Origin of the sequence: Streptomyces sp. Tue6028, from assembly GCF_002300165.1 — a bacterium.
Lineage (GTDB): Bacteria > Actinomycetota > Actinomycetes > Streptomycetales > Streptomycetaceae > Streptomyces > Streptomyces siamensis.
In genome coordinates, this window is the sequence record NZ_MLCE01000024.1 from 41,371 (window position 1) to 58,138 (window position 16,768).

The following is a 16,768-nucleotide window of genomic DNA, read 5'->3' on the forward strand; positions in this document are numbered from 1 at the left end:
GAGGAACCCGTACCCATGGACTTTCGGCACACCATGAGGGGCCGCAGTGCACTGAGCGCGGCGGCGGTCCTGAGTGGCTTGCTCCTGACGGTGACGGGCTGCGGCGGAGGCGGCAGCGACGACGACGGCAAGTCGAAGGCGGAGTCCTCTGCGCCCTCCTCGTCCGGCAAGGATGACGGGGGCGGCCAGAAGCAGTCGCAGGAACCGTCTGCGGACAGGGTGCTGGCGACAGCGAAGGACGGCGACATCACCGTCACAATCACCTCCGCACAGCGTGATCAAGGCGGGTTTGTCACGGTGTCCGGCCAGGTGACGAACGGTGGGAGCAGCTCCTGGCTGGGTGCCGACTGGCAGAGCAACGAGACGGAATTGGCCAGCAATGGAGGTTCGCTTTCCGGTGCGAGCCTGGTGGACGAGAAGGGGAAGAAGAAGTACCTCGTCCTGCGCGACACCACTGGCCGGTGCCTGTGCACCAAGTTCGCTCGGGTGAGGCCGGGCGACTCGACCAGCTGGTTCGCGCAGTTCCCTGCTCCGCCCGAGGGCACGAATCAAGTGAACTTCCAGGTGGGCTCGTTGCCGCCCACTTCCATTCAGCTCTCCGAGGGCGAGTAACCATGGCCCCCACCCCCCGTGCCCCGCACGTCCTCACGGCATTCGCCGTGCTCGCCACGCTGGTGCTCACCGGTGGACCGGCCCATGCGGACGACGACGACCCCAGCGCCCCGCCCGGCAGCGTCACCACCTCCCCACCCCCCGAAGTGGACGCCAACAGCCCCGGGCTGAAGCTCGCCGACGGCGCCACGCTCGCGCCCGCGAAGGTGCTGGACATCAAGTCCGTCGTGGAGGACCTCGGCGGGGAGGAGCGCCGGGAGGACACGAACGAGGACGTGTCGTTCGCGCTCCAGGCGGAGGTGCTCTTCCCCAAGGACAGTTCGAAGCTGAACCCGGAGGCCCGTTCCCGGATCCAGGCGATCGCGGACGAGATCAAGGCGCAGAAGGCGACGACCGTCCGGGTCTTCGGCTTCACCGACAACCTCGGCTCCTACGCGCACGGGCTGACCCTGTCGAAGAAGCGTGCGGAGGCCGTCCACGACGTCCTGGCCGCGGACCTCGGCTCGACGGACATCACCTTCGAGGTGCGGGGCTACAGCGAGGACTACCCGATCGCAGACAACACCTCGGAGCAGGGCCGCAGGAAGAACCGCCGTGTGGAGGTGACGTTCCCGCGGGGCGGCTGAGGCACGGCAGGTGGCGGCGCCGCGCCGTCGGGGCGCCGTAGGGCCCGGGACGGCTGTGGGGGAGTGACAATGAGGCGCCCCAGAACCCCGACGTCCGCCTTCGGTGAGGTGACGACCCCGTGCCAAAGATCATCCTGATGATGTCGGTGTCCCTCGACGGATTCTTCGAGGGACCGAACCGCGAGATCGACTGGCATCTCGTCGACGAGGAACTGCACGCGCACTTCAACGAGGAGATCCGGCACATGGGCGCCCTGCTGAGCGGGCGCGTGACGTACGAGCTGATGGCCGCGTTCTGGCCGACGGCCGACAAGGACCCCGACAGCCCGCCCACGATGGTGGAGTTCGCCCGGATCTGGCGGAACATCCCCAAGGTGGTGTTCTCGCGGACGCTGGAGCGGGCCGAGTGGCACACCACGATCGTGCCGGAGGTCGTGCCCGAGAGCATCCGGGAACTGAAGGAGCGGTCGCTGGGCGACCTGGGGCTCGGCGGGGCCGAGCTGGCCGCCGAGTTCATGCGGCACGGCCTCGTCGACGAGTTCCGGGTGTACGTGCACCCGGTGCTGCTCGGCCGGGGCAGGCGCCTCTTCTCGGAGGCGGACACGGTGACCCGGCTCCGGCTCGTCGAGTCACGGCCCTTCGGCAATGGAGTCGTACTGCTGCGGTACGAGCGCGCCGATGCGGACACCGCGGTCAGCGGGACGGAGGCCGGGACCGAAGTCGGGGTCAAGGGTGCCGAAGCCGGCGACGGCGACAACACCGCCGAGGCGTAATGCGGTTGTCCGTGACACCCGCCCTCGGTAGGAAGGCCGTATGACTGGACTCGGTGCCGTGTTCCGGCCCCAACTGCCTCCCGAGCGACTCTGTTCCCTCGCGCGACTGGCGGACTCCGAGGGCCTCGAAGAACTGTGGCTGTGGGAGGACTGCTTCCTCGAAGGCGGTGTCTCCGCCGTCTCGGCCGCGCTCGCCTGGACGGAACGGCTGCGGGTGGGCGTGGGCCTGCTGCCCGTCCCCCTGCGGAACGTCGCGGTCACCGCGATGGAGGCCGCCACGCTGCACCGCCTGTTCCCGGGGCGCGCGGTGCTCGGCGTGGGCCACGGCGTCCAGGACTGGATGGGGCAGGTCGGCGCGCGGGCCGAGTCGCCCGTGACCCTGCTGCGCGAGCACCTCGAGGCCCTGCGCGCCCTGCTGCGGGGCGAGCGGGTGACCACGGACGGACGGTACGTGAAGCTCGACGGCGTCGCGCTGGACTGGCCGCCCGCGGAGGTGCCCGAGGTGTTCACGGGTGCCACCGGACCGCGCACGCTCCGGCTCGCGGGCGAGGCCGCCGACGGCACCATCCTCACCGCCTCCACCACCCCCGAAGGCGTACGCCGTGCCCGCCTCCTCATCGACGAGGGCCGGCGGGCGGCGGGCCGCACGGGACACCACCCGGTGGTCGTCTACCTCCTCACCGCCACCGGGCCGGGCGCCGCCGCCCGGCTGCGCGCCGAGATCGAGGCCGACGGCGAGAACCCGGTGCCGGACCACGGAGCCGCCGGGGACGCCAAGGCCGTCGCCGAGGCCGTGCGGCGCCTCGCGGACGCGGGCGCCGACACCGTGGTCCTCCAGCCCACCGCCGATGAGCCCGACCCCGAGGGCTTCATCCGCTTCGCCGCGCGCGAGGTGCGCCCCCTCGTCCGCTGAGGGAGCCGCGTCGGGGCGCGGGCGTGGCGGTCCCGGGCAGGCCGTCGGCTCCCGGCCCGTCTCACCGGGGCCGGTGGTCGCCCGTAGCCCCGTCGATCAGCTCCCGCACGGCGTCCATGTGCCCGGCGCGCGTGCCGTCTCCTCACCGCCGGTGCACGGCACCTGGACGGTTCCCGGGTTCGTCGTCATGCCCGGAACGCAGCAGCGGCCACCGGCGGTGCCGCCGGGGAAATTGCGTCGCTCCGGCACGCGGCCGCTGGGAGGATGCCCGCCATGGACAACAGCAGCCGCACCTTCGAGGACCTCGTCGCCGAGGCCGCAGCCGTCTCCGTCGACGGCTGGGACTTCTCCTGGTTCGAGGGCCGTGCCACGGAGGAGCGACCCTCCTGGGGGTACGCGAAGGCGATGGGGGAGCGACTGGCCGGCGCGACGGCCGCGCTGGACATCCAGACCGGCGGCGGTGAAGTCCTGGACTCCGCGCCGCAGTTGCCGCCGATCATGGTGGCGACCGAGGGCTGGCCGCCGAACGTCGCCCGGGCCACCGCCCTGCTGCACCCGCGCGGCGCGGTGGTCGTCGCCTCCCCGGAGGAGGCGCCGCTCCCGTTCGCGGCCGAGGCCTTCGACCTGGTCACCAGCCGTCATCCCGTGGACACGTACTGGGCGGAGATCGCCCGGGTCCTGCGCCCCGGCGGCACCTACTTCTCCCAGCAGATCGGCCCCGCGAGCGCCGTGGAACTCGTCGAGTACTTCCTCGGACCGCAGCCGGAGGAGCGGAAGAACGCCCGTGACCCGGAGCGTGCCCGGGCCGCCGCCGAGGCCGCCGGGCTCGACGTGGTGGACCTGCGGGCGGAGCGGCTGCGCATCGAGTTCTTCGACATCGGGGCCGTCGTCCACTTCCTGCGCAAGGTGATCTGGATGGTGCCCGGCTTCACCGTCGACGCGTACCGGCCCCTGCTGCGCTCGCTGCACGAACGGATCGAGGCGGAGGGCCCGTTCGTCACCCACAGCGCCCGCTTCCTGATCGAGGCGCGCAAGACGGCGTAAGGGTCAGGCGTGCGGTCCCGCGGTCACCGTTCCGACCACCAGTTCCGGCGTCGCCTCCAGGACCTCGCCGATCCGCTCCACGCACCCGGCGAGCTCCCGCTCGGCGGCGGCCGTCAGCTCGCCCAGCGGCTCGACCGTGACCGTGGTGCGCCGGCCTTGGCGCCGCTGGTGCCAGACGCCGGCGACCACGCCGTCGACGAGCAGGACGGGATGGTTGCCGGCCTGGCCGCGGGCAAGGGCGCGTCGGTACGCCGCCCCGGGGAACAGCACCTCGCGCGGCTGGACCGCGATGCCGTACGCGTCGAAGTACGGCAGCAGTCGCACCCCGCGCACCGGCTCCTGCGGGAACTCCGTGTCGCCCGCCACGACCCACGCCGGGCCGTCCAGGAAGTCGACCTCCTCGATCTCCCCGCTCGCGGCCAGCGAGGCGAACAGCTCGCCGGCCCAACCGCGCGGCGCGGCAGCCCATTTGGCGAAGTGTGCCGGGGTCGCGGGACCGTACGCGGTCAGATAGCGGTGGACGAGCCGGGCGATCCCCTGCGCGCGAGCGGCCGTCTCGTCCGTGTCGAGCGGCGTGAAGTGCGGCGGCCGGGTGTAGGTGACCTTGCGGCCCCTGTTCGGGCCGAGGCACAGCGCGCCCCGCTGGCCCGCCCGGTGCATCACCTGCCGCCAGCGCGGCCACATCCCCTGGAAGGCGGGCATCACGAGGTCGCCGGCCCAGGGTCCGGCGCGCCGTACGACCTCCTCGCTCAGCTCGTCGACGGTGAGGCAGGTGCCGTCGAGGGCGTCGCCGATCGCCGCGACGACCTCGTCCGCCTGCGCCGCGGTCAGCCGGGCACCGGGGGCGGACGCGCTCGGGCCGGCGGGGATCGCGGTCAACGCGGCCGTCCAGAAGGGAAGTTCCGCGGTCGGCAGCAGATGCAGGGTGCCACGCGGACCGAACGTCTTCACCAGCGACCGGTCCTCCCACAGCGCCGTGCGCACGTCCGCCCGTGTCACCCCGTCCGCGCGCACACCGACCGACATCTCCGCCGCCGACAGGATCTGCGCGTGCGCGCCGAGCATCGCGCCGACCACCCCCGCGAGCGGTGTCCCGGCCGGCGCGGGAACGGCCAGGAACTGTCGCTCCATACGCCGCGCGCTCGCCTCGTCCCATGTGATCCTCAAGGTCATGCGGACGACGTTAGGCGGGAAAGAGGCCAGATTCTGTCCGCTTCCGTCGAAGGCGGCGCATCCGCCGAGGAGTTGACCATGTCGAAGGGCAAGGGCCCCTACACCTGCGGTCTCGATGCCGCCGTGGACGTCGTGGGGGGCAAGTGGAAGCCGATGATCCTGTGGGCGCTGCACGTCGGCGGGACCCTCCGCTTCGGAGAGCTGCGCCGCCACGTCCAGGGGGTCAGCGAGAAGGTGCTCAGCCAGCAGCTGCGCGAACTGGAGGCCGACGGGATCGTGCACCGGGAGGTGTACGGGGAGGTCCCGCCCCGCGTCGAGTACTCACTGACCGAGCTGGGGGAGACGCTCAACACCGCACTGCTGCCGCTGGGGGAATGGGGTGATCGACACATGGGTGAGCTGATTGACCGAAAACATCCCCATGCGGCATCTGGCGCGTGAGATGAGGGTCCATATGTCGGATGTCCCGAGCAGTGACACGGAACCGGCACAGGGTTTCCACATCGTTATCGAGGGTGACTCGCTTCGAATGTTCGCCTCACGTAAGTTCAGACCAAGGTAATTCGCGTGAGCAAAGCTGCGCGTGTGGCACCGCGCAGAGGAGGGGGCTGCGCGGTGCTGCCTTCATTCCTGACGCGCGGTCAGGGGTGCCGCACCGTGACCCGCACCCCGGGCCGTACGCCCCACCGTTCCATCGCCCCGGCCTCCGCCTCCAGGACGTGCCGGGCCCGTGGCCGGGGCAGGCCCACGCGCCCCGGAGGCATCGTGCGCACCGCGAGGACCCGGGAGTCGCGGTCCAGGTAGGCGACATCGATCGCGAACCGCATCCCGAACGTGTGCACCGAGCTCGCCGGACTGAGCAGCAGTGCGCCCTCGATCCCGTCGCGACCGAGCAGTCCCCGGCGCCGGGCGCGCGCCGACAGGGCGAGCTCCAGCGGCACCGGCCCGGTCGTCCGCTCCGTCGTGAAGGTGGCCATGGGTGCGAAGCTAGCGGCCGCGTCAAACGCTCGGGCGGGGCGCCCGTCACCCGCGTGGACTACGTCGCGGCGGGTCGGCGCGGCCGGGGGCGTGCCCATCGGATCTTCGCGGATCCTTCGCGAATCCCTTGGAATCAGTTGCGATTCGGCCATGATCAGGCCCTGAATCAGAGATTCCGCCCCCACCGTGGCGTCGCCGGACGGTTTCGGAGAGTAGTTGTGGCACGCCGATGCACGCAGCATCACTTACGAAGGGTTATGGTGGAAACCCCCCCTCGGGCCGGTCCGTCTCCCCCCCACGGACCGGCCCGTTTTTCATGTCCGCGGCCGACGGCCCGGCGGGCGCCCCCCGTGCGCCCCGGCCGTCGTACGCGCCGACGGCGGTGACTCAGCGCCGACCGGCCCAGATGTTCGTCCCCGGCGTCGACACGGCGAACGTGTCGATCTCCTTCAGCTCCTCGTCCGTCAGCTTCGGGGCGGCCAGCGCCGCCACGTTCTCCTCCAGCTGCGCCACGCTGGACGCGCCGATCAGGGCCGAGGTCATCCGCTCGTCGCGCAGCACCCAGGTGAGCGCGAGCTGGGCGAGGGACTGGCCGCGGCGGGCCGCGATGTCGTTCAGCCCGTTCAGCCGGCGGACCACCTCGTCGCTGAGGAGGTTCGGGTCCAGCGACTTGCCCTGCGTGGCACGCGAGCCCTCCGGGATGCCCTTGAGGTACTTGCCCGTCAGCAGGCCCTGCGCCAGCGGCACGAAGGAGATGCAGCCCATGCCGGCGTCCTCCAGCGTGTCGAGCAGACCGTCCTCCTCGGTCCAGCGGTTGATCATCGAGTACGAGGGCTGGTGGATGAGCGGGCGGACGCCCATCCCGGTGAGGATGCGGGCCGCTTCGGCGGTCTGCTCGGCGGTGTACGACGACACGCCCACGTACAGCGCCTTGCCCTGCTGCACGGCGGACGCGAGCGCGCCCATCGTCTCCTCCAGCGGGGTGTCCGGATCGAAGCGGTGCGAGTAGAAGATGTCGACGTACTCCACGCCCATCCGCTTCAGCGAGGCGTCCAGGGACGACAGCAGGTACTTGCGCGAACCCCACTCGCCGTAGGGCCCGGGGTGCATGAGGTAGCCCGCCTTGGTGGAGATGACCAGCTCGTCACGGTACGGAGCGAAGTCCTGGCGGAGCAGCTTGCCGAAGTTGAGCTCGGCGGAACCGGGCGGCGGACCGTAGTTGTTGGCGAGGTCGAAGTGGGTGACGCCCAGGTCGAACGCGCGGCGCAGGATCGCGCGCTGGGAGTCGAGCGAACGGTCGTCGCCGAAGTTGTGCCACAGGCCCAGCGAGACGGCGGGCAGCTTGAGGCCGCTGTGCCCCGTACGGCGGTATTCCATCGAGTCGTACCGCTCCGTTGCGGCGCGGTATGCAGACATGTCGTTCATGCATACGAAACTACGACAGGCCGACGGCGCCCCGGGTGACGGCCCGGCCGGACGCCCGGGGGTGTTCCCCGGGCAGGCGTGCTCCGGGGGTAGGCTTCGCCGACGGGGACCGCCATATGGACAGGGCTTGCGCTCAGCCGCGCACCTGTCACTTCCACACGGAGGGGCTGACAACACGTGAACCTGCGCGAAAACCTGCGCCGTCTGCTGGTCAGGTTCTATGCACGCAGGGTGGAAGGCCACCTCGACCACGACCAGGTGCCCAAGCACATCGGCGTCATCATGGACGGCAACCGGCGCTGGGCCAAGGCGGCGGGTTCCACGACCGCGCAGGGGCACCGGGCCGGAGCGGACAAGATCGAGGAGTTCCTCGGCTGGTGCTCCGAGACCGACGTCGGGGTCGTCACCCTGTGGCTGCTGTCCACGGACAACTTCGACCGTCCGCAGGAGGAGCTCGTCCCGCTGCTCGGCATCATCGAGGGCGTCGTCCGCACCCTCGCCGCCGACGGCCGCTGGCGCGTGCACCACGTGGGCACGCTCGACCTGCTGCCCCCGCAGATGCAGACGGTCCTCAAGGAGGCCGAGGAGTCCACCGCGCACGTCGACGGGATACTCGTCAATGTCGCCATCGGGTACGGCGGCCGCCAGGAGATCGCCGACGCCGTGCGCTCGATGATCCTCGACGCCGCCGACAAGGGCACCTCGATGGAGGACCTCGCCGACGCGGTCGACGTCGACGCCATCGGCAAGCACCTCTACACCGGGGCCCAGCCGGATCCGGACCTGGTGATCCGCACGAGCGGCGAGCAGCGGCTGTCCGGATTCATGCTCTGGCAGACCGCCCACTCCGAGTACTACTTCTGCGAAGTCTTCTGGCCGGCCTTCCGCAAGGTCGACTTCCTACGTGCCCTGCGCGACTACGCGGCCCGTCACCGGCGGTACGGCGGCTGATCGGGGGCCGGCCCCACGGCCGGTGAAGGACGTCCCGGACCGCGGGACGGGACGCACGTCATCTGGAGTTAACGAACGCGCCGTCATATGCCGTGGCATGGCGTGGCTCGTTAAAGGGCATAAGCCTTCCAGGTCGATGCCCGAACCACGGGTGTCGTATCTCAGCGGACGGCACGGGGCCGTCCGCCCGGGAGGCCCTTTGCACCAGCCCGACCGTGCGGTCAGTACGGACGAAGCGGAGGGCCGGTTTTCGGCCCGCGCATCGGTGCCCGAGACCGGTCCAGATCTCCTTCGTCGCTCCCCGACCTCATCCGAGGGGGTACGTCCTTCCGTGGTGACCAGCACAAAGCGCCACAAGCCAGACCGGCGCACCTATGTTCTCGACACCAGCGTCCTGCTGGCCGACCCCAACGCCCTGAGCCGCTTCGACGAGCACGAGGTCGTGCTCCCGATCGTCGTGGTCACGGAGCTGGAGGCCAAGCGGCACCATCCCGAACTCGGCTACTTCGCCCGGCAGGCCCTCCGCCTGCTCGACGAGTTCCGGGTACGGCACGGCCGCCTCGACTCCCCCATCCCGATCGGGGACCTCGGCGGGACCGTACGCGTCGAGCTCAACCACTCGGACCCCAGCGTCCTGCCCAGCGGGTACCGCCTGGGGGACAACGACTCCCGCATCCTGGCGGTCGCCCGCAACCTGCAGGCCGAGGGGTACGACGTCACCGTCGTCTCGAAGGACCTGCCGCTCAGGATCAAGGCGTCCTCCGTCGGTCTCCTCGCCGAGGAGTACCGCGCGGAACTCGCCATCACGGGCTCCTCCGGCTGGACCGGAATGTCCGAACTGACCCTGTCCGGCGAGCAGGTGGACATCCTCTTCGAAGAGGGCCACGCGTATGTGCCCGAAGCGGCCGACCTGCCCGTCCACACGGGCCTGACGATCCAGTCGGAGCGTGGCAAGGCCCTCGGCCGTGTCACCTCCGAGGGCAACGTCCGGCTGGTGCGCGGCGACCGGGAGGCCTTCGGCATCAAGGGCCGCAGCGCCGAGCAGCGCATCGCGCTCGACCTGCTGCTCGACCCCGAGGTGGGGATCGTGTCGATGGGCGGCCGGGCCGGCACCGGCAAGTCCGCGCTCGCGCTGTGCGCGGGCCTGGAGGCCGTCCTGGAACGGCGCCAGCACCAGAAGGTGATGGTCTTCCGCCCGCTGTACGCGGTCGGCGGGCAGGAGCTCGGCTATCTGCCCGGCTCCGAGTCCGAGAAGATGGGCCCCTGGGCGCAGGCGGTCTTCGACACGCTCTCCGCGGTCACCAGCCGCGAGGTCATCGAAGAGGTCACGGCGCGCGGCATGCTGGAGGTCCTGCCGCTCACCCACATCCGGGGCCGCTCCCTCCACGACGCCTTCGTGATCGTGGACGAGGCGCAGTCCCTGGAACGGAACGTCCTGCTGACCGTGCTGTCACGGATCGGGGCGAATTCCCGGGTCGTTCTCACCCATGACGTGGCACAAAGGGACAATCTGCGTGTCGGCCGGTACGACGGAGTCGTCGCCGTCGTGGAGAAGTTGAAGGGGCATCCGCTCTTTGCGCATGTCACCCTCAATCGGTCCGAGAGGTCCCAGATTGCAGCCCTTGTGACCGAAATGCTGGAGGACGGGCAGATCTGACCCCACCTGTTCAAAGGGTGGCGGATACACGGTAGTTGGCGCCGTCCGGCAAAGGCGAAGAGCCTAGCCGGGCGGCGTCTTGGCGTGTGCTCGTTTCCGTAAAACTTCTGGGGCAAACGAGGTGTGAGCTTTCACACGCAACACAGAATTGCCTTGCGGCGTCCGGTTACGGCAGAGTCTCACTCCTGTCAGGCCCCGCATACGACACACCTGTACCCCCAGCGGTACGGCACAACAGGAACCTCAGAACTCCATAGAGCCGTCGTATGCCGCCCGCGCACCACGCGGCGCTCCCCTCGCGGGAGTTGCCCACCGGGCCCGTGCCTCCCGTGACCCCGCAGTTGGGAGGCCAGCGCCAAGGGGCACGATTGCGTCCGCGAGGGTCACCTAAGCGGGCGATGCTGGAAGGAAACCGTGTGAGCCGGATTTCGGTCCGGGGATTCGCAGTGGCCTCGGCCACCGCGGTCACCGCTGTCGGAAGCGTCGTCGGAGTTGCCTCGGGCAGCACCGCCCAGCCCTCGAACGACGCCGAGGCGACGGCAAGCGACTCGACCCTCCTCGCGGACATACCCGCGGGCCAGCAGGCCCAGGTGCAGACCGCTTCGCTGACGCAGCAGGCCGACGCGCAGGCGATCGCCGCCGACGCGAGCGCCAAGAAGGACGCCGAGGAGGCTGCCCGCAAGCAGGCCGCCGAGGACGCCGTCGCGAAGCAGCAGGCAGCGGAGAAGGCGGCGGAGAAGGCGGAGAAGGAAGCCAAGGAGCGCAAGGCGGCGCAGGAAGCGGCCAGCCGCTCCGCGACGCGTGACGCCTCCAGCTTCTCCGTCCAGAGCTCGTACACCGTCGCGCAGATCCAGGCGATGGCACGCCAGATGGTGCCGTCCGGCCAGTTCCAGTGCTTCAGCAACATCGTGGACCACGAGTCCAGCTGGAACTACAAGGCGGTCAACGCCTCCTCCGGCGCCTACGGTCTCTTCCAGGCACTGCCCGGTTCGAAGATGTCGTCGGTCGGTTCCGACTGGCAGACGAACCCGGCCACCCAGATCAAGTGGGGCCTCAACTACATGGACAGCCGGTACGGCAGCCCCTGTGAGGCCTGGTCGTTCTGGCAGCAGAACAACTGGTACTGAGCACCGGGCCGCACGTCGGCCGCTCGAACCGCTCAACCTTGCGAAGCCCCTCCCCGTCCTAGGGGGAGGGGCTTCGGCCATGTACGGTCGGAGCCGACGACTCCAGGGGGGAGTGGTGGGGCGCAACGGGGGAAGAGGACGGATCATGTCGCGAGTGCCAGGGTGGCTCGGCCGGCTGGGCGCCGGACTGTCCGAGCTGGGGGAGCGGTTGGACGAACGCCGCGCCGAAGTGGAGAAGGAGTCCCAGGGCTCCCTGTCCACGGAGGACGGACCGGAAGTCCCGCATGTGAGAAGAGCCCCCGAGGACGCGCGGCCCGGATCCGGGACCGCCGGGTCGGCGACCGGCGACCACCCGGTGACCGCCCCTGAGGACCACCGCCCCGCCGACGGCGCCGGGCACGACTCCACCGGCGGCGACACCACCGGCACTTCCGCACCCGCGCCGGTCGCGTACGGTCCCGTGGCGGCCGGACGTCCCGACCCGGCGCTGGCCGTGCCGTGGGGGGTGCGTGTCGCGGCCGAGGCCGGCTGGCGGCTGCTCGTGCTCGCGGGGACCGTCTGGGTGCTGATGCGGGTCATCAGCGCCGTACAGCTCGTGGTCCTCGCCTTCGTGGCGGCGCTGCTCATCACCGCGCTGCTCCAGCCGACCGTGGCCCGCCTCAAGCGCGTCGGCGTGCCGCGCGGCCTGGCCACCGCGCTCACCGCGATCCTCGGCTTCGTCATCATGGGGCTGGTCGGCTGGTTCGTGGTCTGGCAGGTCCAGGAGAACATCGACAACCTCTCCGACCAGATCCAGGACGGCATCGACGAGTTGCGCAAGTGGCTCCTCAACAGCCCGTTCCATGTGACGGACAAGCAGATCAACGAGATCGCGAAGAACCTGCGCGAAGCGGTCGGCGCGAACACCGACCAGATCACCTCGGCGGGCCTCGAAGGCGTGACCGTCATCGTCGAGGCCCTCACCGGCATCCTCCTGACGATGTTCTCGACCCTCTTCCTCCTCTACGACGGCAAGCGCATCTGGCAGTGGACGCTCAAGCTCGTCCCGGCCGCCGCCCGGCCCGGCGTCGCGGGAGCGGGCCCGCGGGCGTGGCGCACCCTGACGGCGTACGTCCGGGGCACGGTGATCGTCGCGCTGATCGACGCCACCTTCATCGGCCTCGGCATCTACTTCCTCGACGTGCCGATGGCCGTGCCGCTCGCCGTGTTCATCTTCCTCGGCGCGTTCATCCCGCTCGTGGGCGCGGTGATCTCCGGCGCGCTGGCGGTCGTCGTGGCGCTGGTGACGCAGGGCGTCTTCACCGCGGTCATGACGCTGGTCGTCGTGCTCGCCGTGCAGCAGATCGAGGGGCACATCCTCCAGCCGTTCATCCTCGGCCGGGCCGTACGGGTGCATCCGCTGGCCGTGGTGCTGTCCGTCGCCGCGGGCGGCATGGTCGCCGGGATCGGCGGAGCGGTGGTCGCGGTGCCGCTCGTCGCGGTCACCAACACCGTGGTGGTGTACCTGCGTTCGTACGCCCAGGAGGCGTCCCGCCGCCACGCTCCGGAGCCGCGGGGCGCCACCGCGGTGGACGCGGCCTCCGCGGGTTCCCCGACGCCGTAGCGGTCCCCGCGCCTATCGAGCCATCGGCCTGAACGGCCTCGTCCTCAAACGCCGGACGGGCTGGGAGTCTTCGGCGCCGTCCGGTCTGGAGTCTCCGGCGCCGGTCGGATGTGTACCGGGGAGGGGAGCCGATGTGAGCCCGTCCGGCGATTGAGGACGAGGCCGTCAGGCCGATGCGGGGGTCTGGGGGCGGAGCCACCAGGGACAAGGGACGGGCAGGGGCGGCGGGGGCGAAAACACCTCGCCCCGCCCACCGGGGACGGTGGACGGGGCAAAGGGGGAACCCGGAGGATCAGCCGGCGAGGACCGCCTCGGCGTCCAGCGTCGTGGCGACGGCCTGAACCACCGCAGCGATCTTGAACGCTTCCTGGATCGTCTCCCGGTCGACACCGGCCTTGCGGAGGACCTGCTCGTGCGAGTCGAGGCACTGCCCGCAGCCGTTCACGGCGGACACGGCGAGCGACCAGAGCTCGAAGTCGACCTTCTCGACACCGGGGTTGCCGATGACGTTCATCCTCAGACCGGCCCGCAGCGTCCCGTACTCCGGGTCGGAGAGCAGGTGCCGCGTCCGGTAGAAGACGTTGTTCATCGCCATGACGGCGGCCGCGGCCTTGGCGGCGGTGTACGCCTCAGGCGACAGCTGGGCCTTCGCCTCCGGCTCCAGCTCACGCAGCACGCGCGGGGACCGCGACGCGATGGCGCAGGCGAGCACGGTGCCCCACAGCTGCTGCTGCGGAAGGTCGCTGTTGCCGATGACCGAGCCCAGGTTCAGGCGCAGGTCCTTGGCGTAGTCCGGCAGGGCGGACTTCAGTTCGTCGAGGGCCATGAAAGGTCACTCACCGGCCAGCAGCGCGACCGGGTCGAGGGTGTTCTCGCCCTTGGTCCAGTTGCACGGGCACAGCTCGTCGGTCTGCAGGGCGTCCAGGACCCGCAGGACCTCCTTGGGGTTACGGCCGACGGAACCGGCGGTCACCATGGAGAACTGGATCTCGTTGTTCTGGTCGACGATGAACACGGCACGCTTGGCGAAGCCGTCCTCGCCCTCGATGCCGAGGTCACGCATGAGCTCGTGCTTCGAGTCGGCCATCATCGGGAAGGGCAGGTCGCGCAGGTCGTCGTGGTCCTTGCGCCAGGCGTGGTGCACGAACTCGGAGTCGCCGGAGAAGCCGAGGACCTGGGCGTCACGGTCGGCGAACTCGTCGTTCAGCTTGCCGAAGGCCGCGATCTCGGTCGGGCACACGAAGGTGAAGTCCTTGGGCCACGCAAAGACGATCTTCCACTGGCCCTCGTAGGTCTTGTGGTTGATCTGCTCGAACTCCTTGCCCTTCTCCAGCGAGACACAGGCAGTCAGATCGAACTCGGGGAACTTGTCACCGACAGTGAGCACACGCTCTCCTTGCAGCGAGGAAAAACCCCTTTTGAGGGCGTTTCCCATGGGTTGGACGAACCTGATGTTGGCACAGGCTGCATTGATTGCGGAAATAGCTACACTCGGTCAAGTTGATCGGCAACGGCTATCAGTGACTACGAGTGAAGAGGTACGGGCATGGCGAGCCCCATCGGCAAGGCGGGCCCCAAGGGGAACGGACGCCGCCAGCCCAGTCTCGCCCAGCTGCGCGCCTTCGCCGCCGTGGCCGAGCACCTGCACTTCCGTGATGCCGCCGCCGCGATCGGCATGAGCCAGCCCGCCTTGTCCGGCGCGGTCTCGGTGCTGGAGGAGACCCTCGGTGTGACGCTGCTGGAGCGTACGACGCGCAAGGTGCTCCTCTCGCCCGCCGGTGAGCGCCTCGCCGTACGGGCGAAGGCCGTGCTCGACGAGGTCGGGGCGCTGCTGGAGGAGGCGGAGGCGGTGCGGGCGCCGTTCACCGGGGCCCTGCGTCTCGGCGTCATCCCCACCGTCGCTCCCTACCTCCTGCCCACCGTCCTCAGGCTCGTCCACGACCGCTACCCCGACCTCGACCTCCAGGTCCACGAGGAGCAGACCGCGAACCTGCTGGAGGGCCTCGCGGTCGGCCGGCTCGATCTGCTGCTGCTCGCCGTGCCGCTCGGGATGCCCGGAGTGGTCGAACTCCCGCTGTTCGACGAGGACTTCGTACTGGTCACCCCGCTGGACCACTGGCTGGGCGGCCGAGAGGGCATCCCCCGCGAAGCGCTGCGCGAACTCAACCTCCTGCTGCTCGACGAGGGTCACTGCCTGCGCGACCAGGCCCTCGACATCTGCCGTGAGGCGGGCCGTGCCGACGCTCCCGTCACCACCACCGCCGCCGGACTCTCCACGCTCGTCCAGCTCGTCGCCGGCGGCCTCGGCGTGACGCTGCTGCCGCGCACCGCCGTCAAGGTCGAGACGACCCGCAGCAACCAGCTGCTCACCGGATACTTCGCCGATCCGGCGCCGACCCGTCGTATCGCCCTCGCCATGCGGGCGGGCGCCGCACGGAGCACGGAGTACGAGGAACTCGCCGCGGCACTGCGCGAGGCGCTGTGCCCGCTACCCGTCCGGGTACTGGGTGCGGACGCCTGACGGCGGTGCAGAGTCGGTCAACCGGACGACCGATGAAGGCTATTGAGGGACGGGAAATTTCAACTTCCGTCAGGTAGTGCGACTCTCGCTGAGATATGCCCCCGGACTGATACACATTCCACTTCAGCGTGATGCATCAGGCATCTGTGCGAAGTTCGAGAAGTGTCGGAATCTCCAAGGGGAGTGATGTCGGGCATTCGGGATTCCCTTGGCCGGGTCGGATTCGACCTGCTGTCGCACGCCCTCACCGAGTACCAGGACTCGCGGGCGACGGGGAGACTGCGGGTGTCCGGCAGGCCCGGGGGTGCCTTCCATCTCCGGGACGGACTCGTCGTCGCGGTCGAGAGCCCCGGCGCACCAGGGCCGGAGGCCAGGCTGCTGCGGACCGGGCGGGTCAGCGGCGAGCAGTGGGCGGAGCTGCTCCGGGAGAACGAGGGCACGCGCTGGCCGCAGGCCGGGCTGATCGCCCACGGGTACGCGGGGGCCGCGCAGCTCAGGGTCGTCTGTGTGATGGCCACGCAGGACGCGACCTTCGCGGTCGTCGCCGGACGGGTCGACGGCTGTGCCCCGCTCGACGCCGCCGAGCCGCTCGCTCCGGTCGCCGTGGGGGAACCGCCCGGACGGCTGCTCCAGGAGGCGACACGGAAACTGGCCGCCGTCGCCGCCCTGCCGTGCCCCGTGCGGCCGGAGCGCGAACGGCCCGTGCCCACCGCGGCCGCCGACGGCGCCGACGCCCTTCTCCCCGAGCTCCAGCGGGAGTTGCTGGCCCACGCCGACGGGCGGCGGACCGCACGTGACATCGCCTTCGCGACCGGCCTCGGTGTCTACACCGTCACCGTCGCGATGGCCCGCATGCTCGGCGACGGCATGCTGGAGCTCGCCGGGGATTCTGGGGCCGTCGCCCCGATCAGCATTCCGGTCACCGGGCCGATAGCCGCCCGGACCCCGCCGGCCACCGGCACGCCGGGCCACCGTCCGCCGCCGGAGGAGACGCCCGGGCGCACCTACACCGAGCGGACCGGGGCGGACGAGCCCGCCGACGCGGGCGGCACGCACGCCGAGCCCTCCGACGCGGAGCCGGGCGGTGAGGAGTCCGGCGGCGCGGATCCCGACGACGCCGGGCCCTTGGACGGTGGTCCCGCCGAGGGTGGCTCCGCCGAGGGTGGGACCACCGAGGCCGAGCGCGCGGGCACCGCGCGGCCGGAGGCCGTGCGCGGCGGTGCGGACCCCGCCGACGCCGATCGGTCCGACGCCGGGAGCACCGGTGCCGGGTCCGTCGACACCGGGCGGTCCCAGGAGGGCAGCACGCTTTCCGAGCCCGTGGGCGCCGAGCGGTCCGGGGTCGGCAGCGGCGGAGGCGAGCTT

The 16,768-nt window shown here is 70.6% G+C and carries 17 protein-coding genes; 12 read left to right on the forward strand and 5 right to left on the reverse strand.

The window, feature by feature from the left end:
• The first annotated feature begins 15 nt into the window (after positions 1-15).
• The 5 genes from BKI49_RS24045 to BKI49_RS24065 all read left to right on the forward strand — a co-directional run bounded on the left by BKI49_RS24045 (position 16) and on the right by BKI49_RS24065 (position 3,968).
• Positions 16-612 (forward strand): hypothetical protein, encoded by a 597-nt coding sequence (locus BKI49_RS24045; protein ID WP_095936364.1) that lies wholly within the window; start codon positions 16-18, stop codon positions 610-612.
• 2 nt (positions 613-614) lie between these two features.
• Positions 615-1,238: an OmpA family protein gene (locus tag BKI49_RS24050; RefSeq protein ID WP_095936365.1), complete on the forward strand. Its 624-nt coding sequence runs from the start codon at positions 615-617 to the stop codon at positions 1,236-1,238.
• A 119-nt stretch (positions 1,239-1,357) separates the two neighbouring features.
• Positions 1,358-2,011: a dihydrofolate reductase family protein gene (locus BKI49_RS24055; protein WP_095936366.1), complete on the forward strand. Its 654-nt coding sequence runs from the start codon at positions 1,358-1,360 to the stop codon at positions 2,009-2,011.
• Between the two features lie 40 nt (positions 2,012-2,051).
• Positions 2,052-2,924 (forward strand): LLM class flavin-dependent oxidoreductase, encoded by an 873-nt coding sequence (locus BKI49_RS24060; protein ID WP_095936367.1) that lies wholly within the window; start codon positions 2,052-2,054, stop codon positions 2,922-2,924.
• Positions 2,925-3,188: 264 nt separating this feature from the next.
• Complete coding sequence (locus BKI49_RS24065; protein ID WP_095936368.1) at positions 3,189-3,968, forward strand: class I SAM-dependent methyltransferase; 780 nt, start codon at positions 3,189-3,191, stop codon at positions 3,966-3,968.
• A gap of 3 nt (positions 3,969-3,971) precedes the next feature.
• On the opposite strand, the gene BKI49_RS24070 is transcribed toward BKI49_RS24065, so the two are convergent.
• A complete protein-coding gene (locus tag BKI49_RS24070) occupies positions 3,972-5,141 on the reverse strand; it encodes a winged helix DNA-binding domain-containing protein (RefSeq protein ID WP_095936369.1) in 1,170 nt (389 codons plus the stop codon).
• A 78-nt stretch (positions 5,142-5,219) separates the two neighbouring features.
• On the opposite strand from BKI49_RS24070, the gene BKI49_RS24075 reads away from it, so the two are divergent.
• Positions 5,220-5,582 carry a winged helix-turn-helix transcriptional regulator gene (locus BKI49_RS24075; protein WP_095936370.1) on the forward strand — a complete coding sequence of 121 codons (363 nt, stop codon included), beginning with the start codon at positions 5,220-5,222 and terminating at the stop codon, positions 5,580-5,582.
• 200 nt (positions 5,583-5,782) lie between these two features.
• On the opposite strand, the gene BKI49_RS24080 is transcribed toward BKI49_RS24075, so the two are convergent.
• Together BKI49_RS24080 and mgrA are read right to left on the reverse strand one after the other, a co-directional pair.
• On the reverse strand, positions 5,783-6,118 hold the full coding sequence (locus tag BKI49_RS24080; RefSeq protein ID WP_095936371.1) for a DUF192 domain-containing protein: 336 nt from the start codon (positions 6,116-6,118) through the stop codon (positions 5,783-5,785).
• 388 nt (positions 6,119-6,506) lie between these two features.
• Entirely contained in the window at positions 6,507-7,544 is a 1,038-nt protein-coding gene (gene mgrA, locus BKI49_RS24085; RefSeq protein ID WP_095936372.1) for an L-glyceraldehyde 3-phosphate reductase, read from the reverse strand.
• Between the two features lie 177 nt (positions 7,545-7,721).
• On the opposite strand from mgrA, the gene BKI49_RS24090 reads away from it, so the two are divergent.
• The 4 genes from BKI49_RS24090 to BKI49_RS24105 all read left to right on the forward strand — a co-directional run bounded on the left by BKI49_RS24090 (position 7,722) and on the right by BKI49_RS24105 (position 12,882).
• On the forward strand, positions 7,722-8,495 hold the full coding sequence (locus BKI49_RS24090) for an isoprenyl transferase (protein WP_095936373.1): 774 nt from the start codon (positions 7,722-7,724) through the stop codon (positions 8,493-8,495).
• Positions 8,496-8,826: 331 nt separating this feature from the next.
• Positions 8,827-10,152: a PhoH family protein gene (locus tag BKI49_RS24095; protein WP_095936374.1), complete on the forward strand. Its 1,326-nt coding sequence runs from the start codon at positions 8,827-8,829 to the stop codon at positions 10,150-10,152.
• Between the two features lie 398 nt (positions 10,153-10,550).
• The gene (locus BKI49_RS24100; protein WP_095936375.1) at positions 10,551-11,279 is read left to right on the forward strand and encodes an aggregation-promoting factor C-terminal-like domain-containing protein; all 729 of its coding nucleotides are present in this window, start codon (positions 10,551-10,553) and stop codon (positions 11,277-11,279) included.
• Between the two features lie 145 nt (positions 11,280-11,424).
• A complete protein-coding gene (locus BKI49_RS24105; RefSeq protein WP_095936376.1) occupies positions 11,425-12,882 on the forward strand; it encodes an AI-2E family transporter in 1,458 nt (485 codons plus the stop codon).
• Positions 12,883-13,174: 292 nt separating this feature from the next.
• On the opposite strand, the gene BKI49_RS24110 is transcribed toward BKI49_RS24105, so the two are convergent.
• Positions 13,175-13,708 carry an alkyl hydroperoxide reductase gene (locus BKI49_RS24110; protein ID WP_095936377.1) on the reverse strand — a complete coding sequence of 178 codons (534 nt, stop codon included), beginning with the start codon at positions 13,706-13,708 and terminating at the stop codon, positions 13,175-13,177.
• Positions 13,709-13,714: 6 nt separating this feature from the next.
• Complete coding sequence (locus BKI49_RS24115; RefSeq protein WP_028804634.1) at positions 13,715-14,269, reverse strand: peroxiredoxin; 555 nt, start codon at positions 14,267-14,269, stop codon at positions 13,715-13,717.
• 159 nt (positions 14,270-14,428) lie between these two features.
• On the opposite strand from BKI49_RS24115, the gene BKI49_RS24120 reads away from it, so the two are divergent.
• A complete protein-coding gene (locus tag BKI49_RS24120; protein WP_095936378.1) occupies positions 14,429-15,403 on the forward strand; it encodes a LysR substrate-binding domain-containing protein in 975 nt (324 codons plus the stop codon).
• A gap of 186 nt (positions 15,404-15,589) precedes the next feature.
• Positions 15,590-16,768, forward strand: a 1,179-nt coding sequence (locus BKI49_RS36195; protein WP_179332554.1) for a hypothetical protein, incomplete at its 3' end; no start/stop codon positions are given.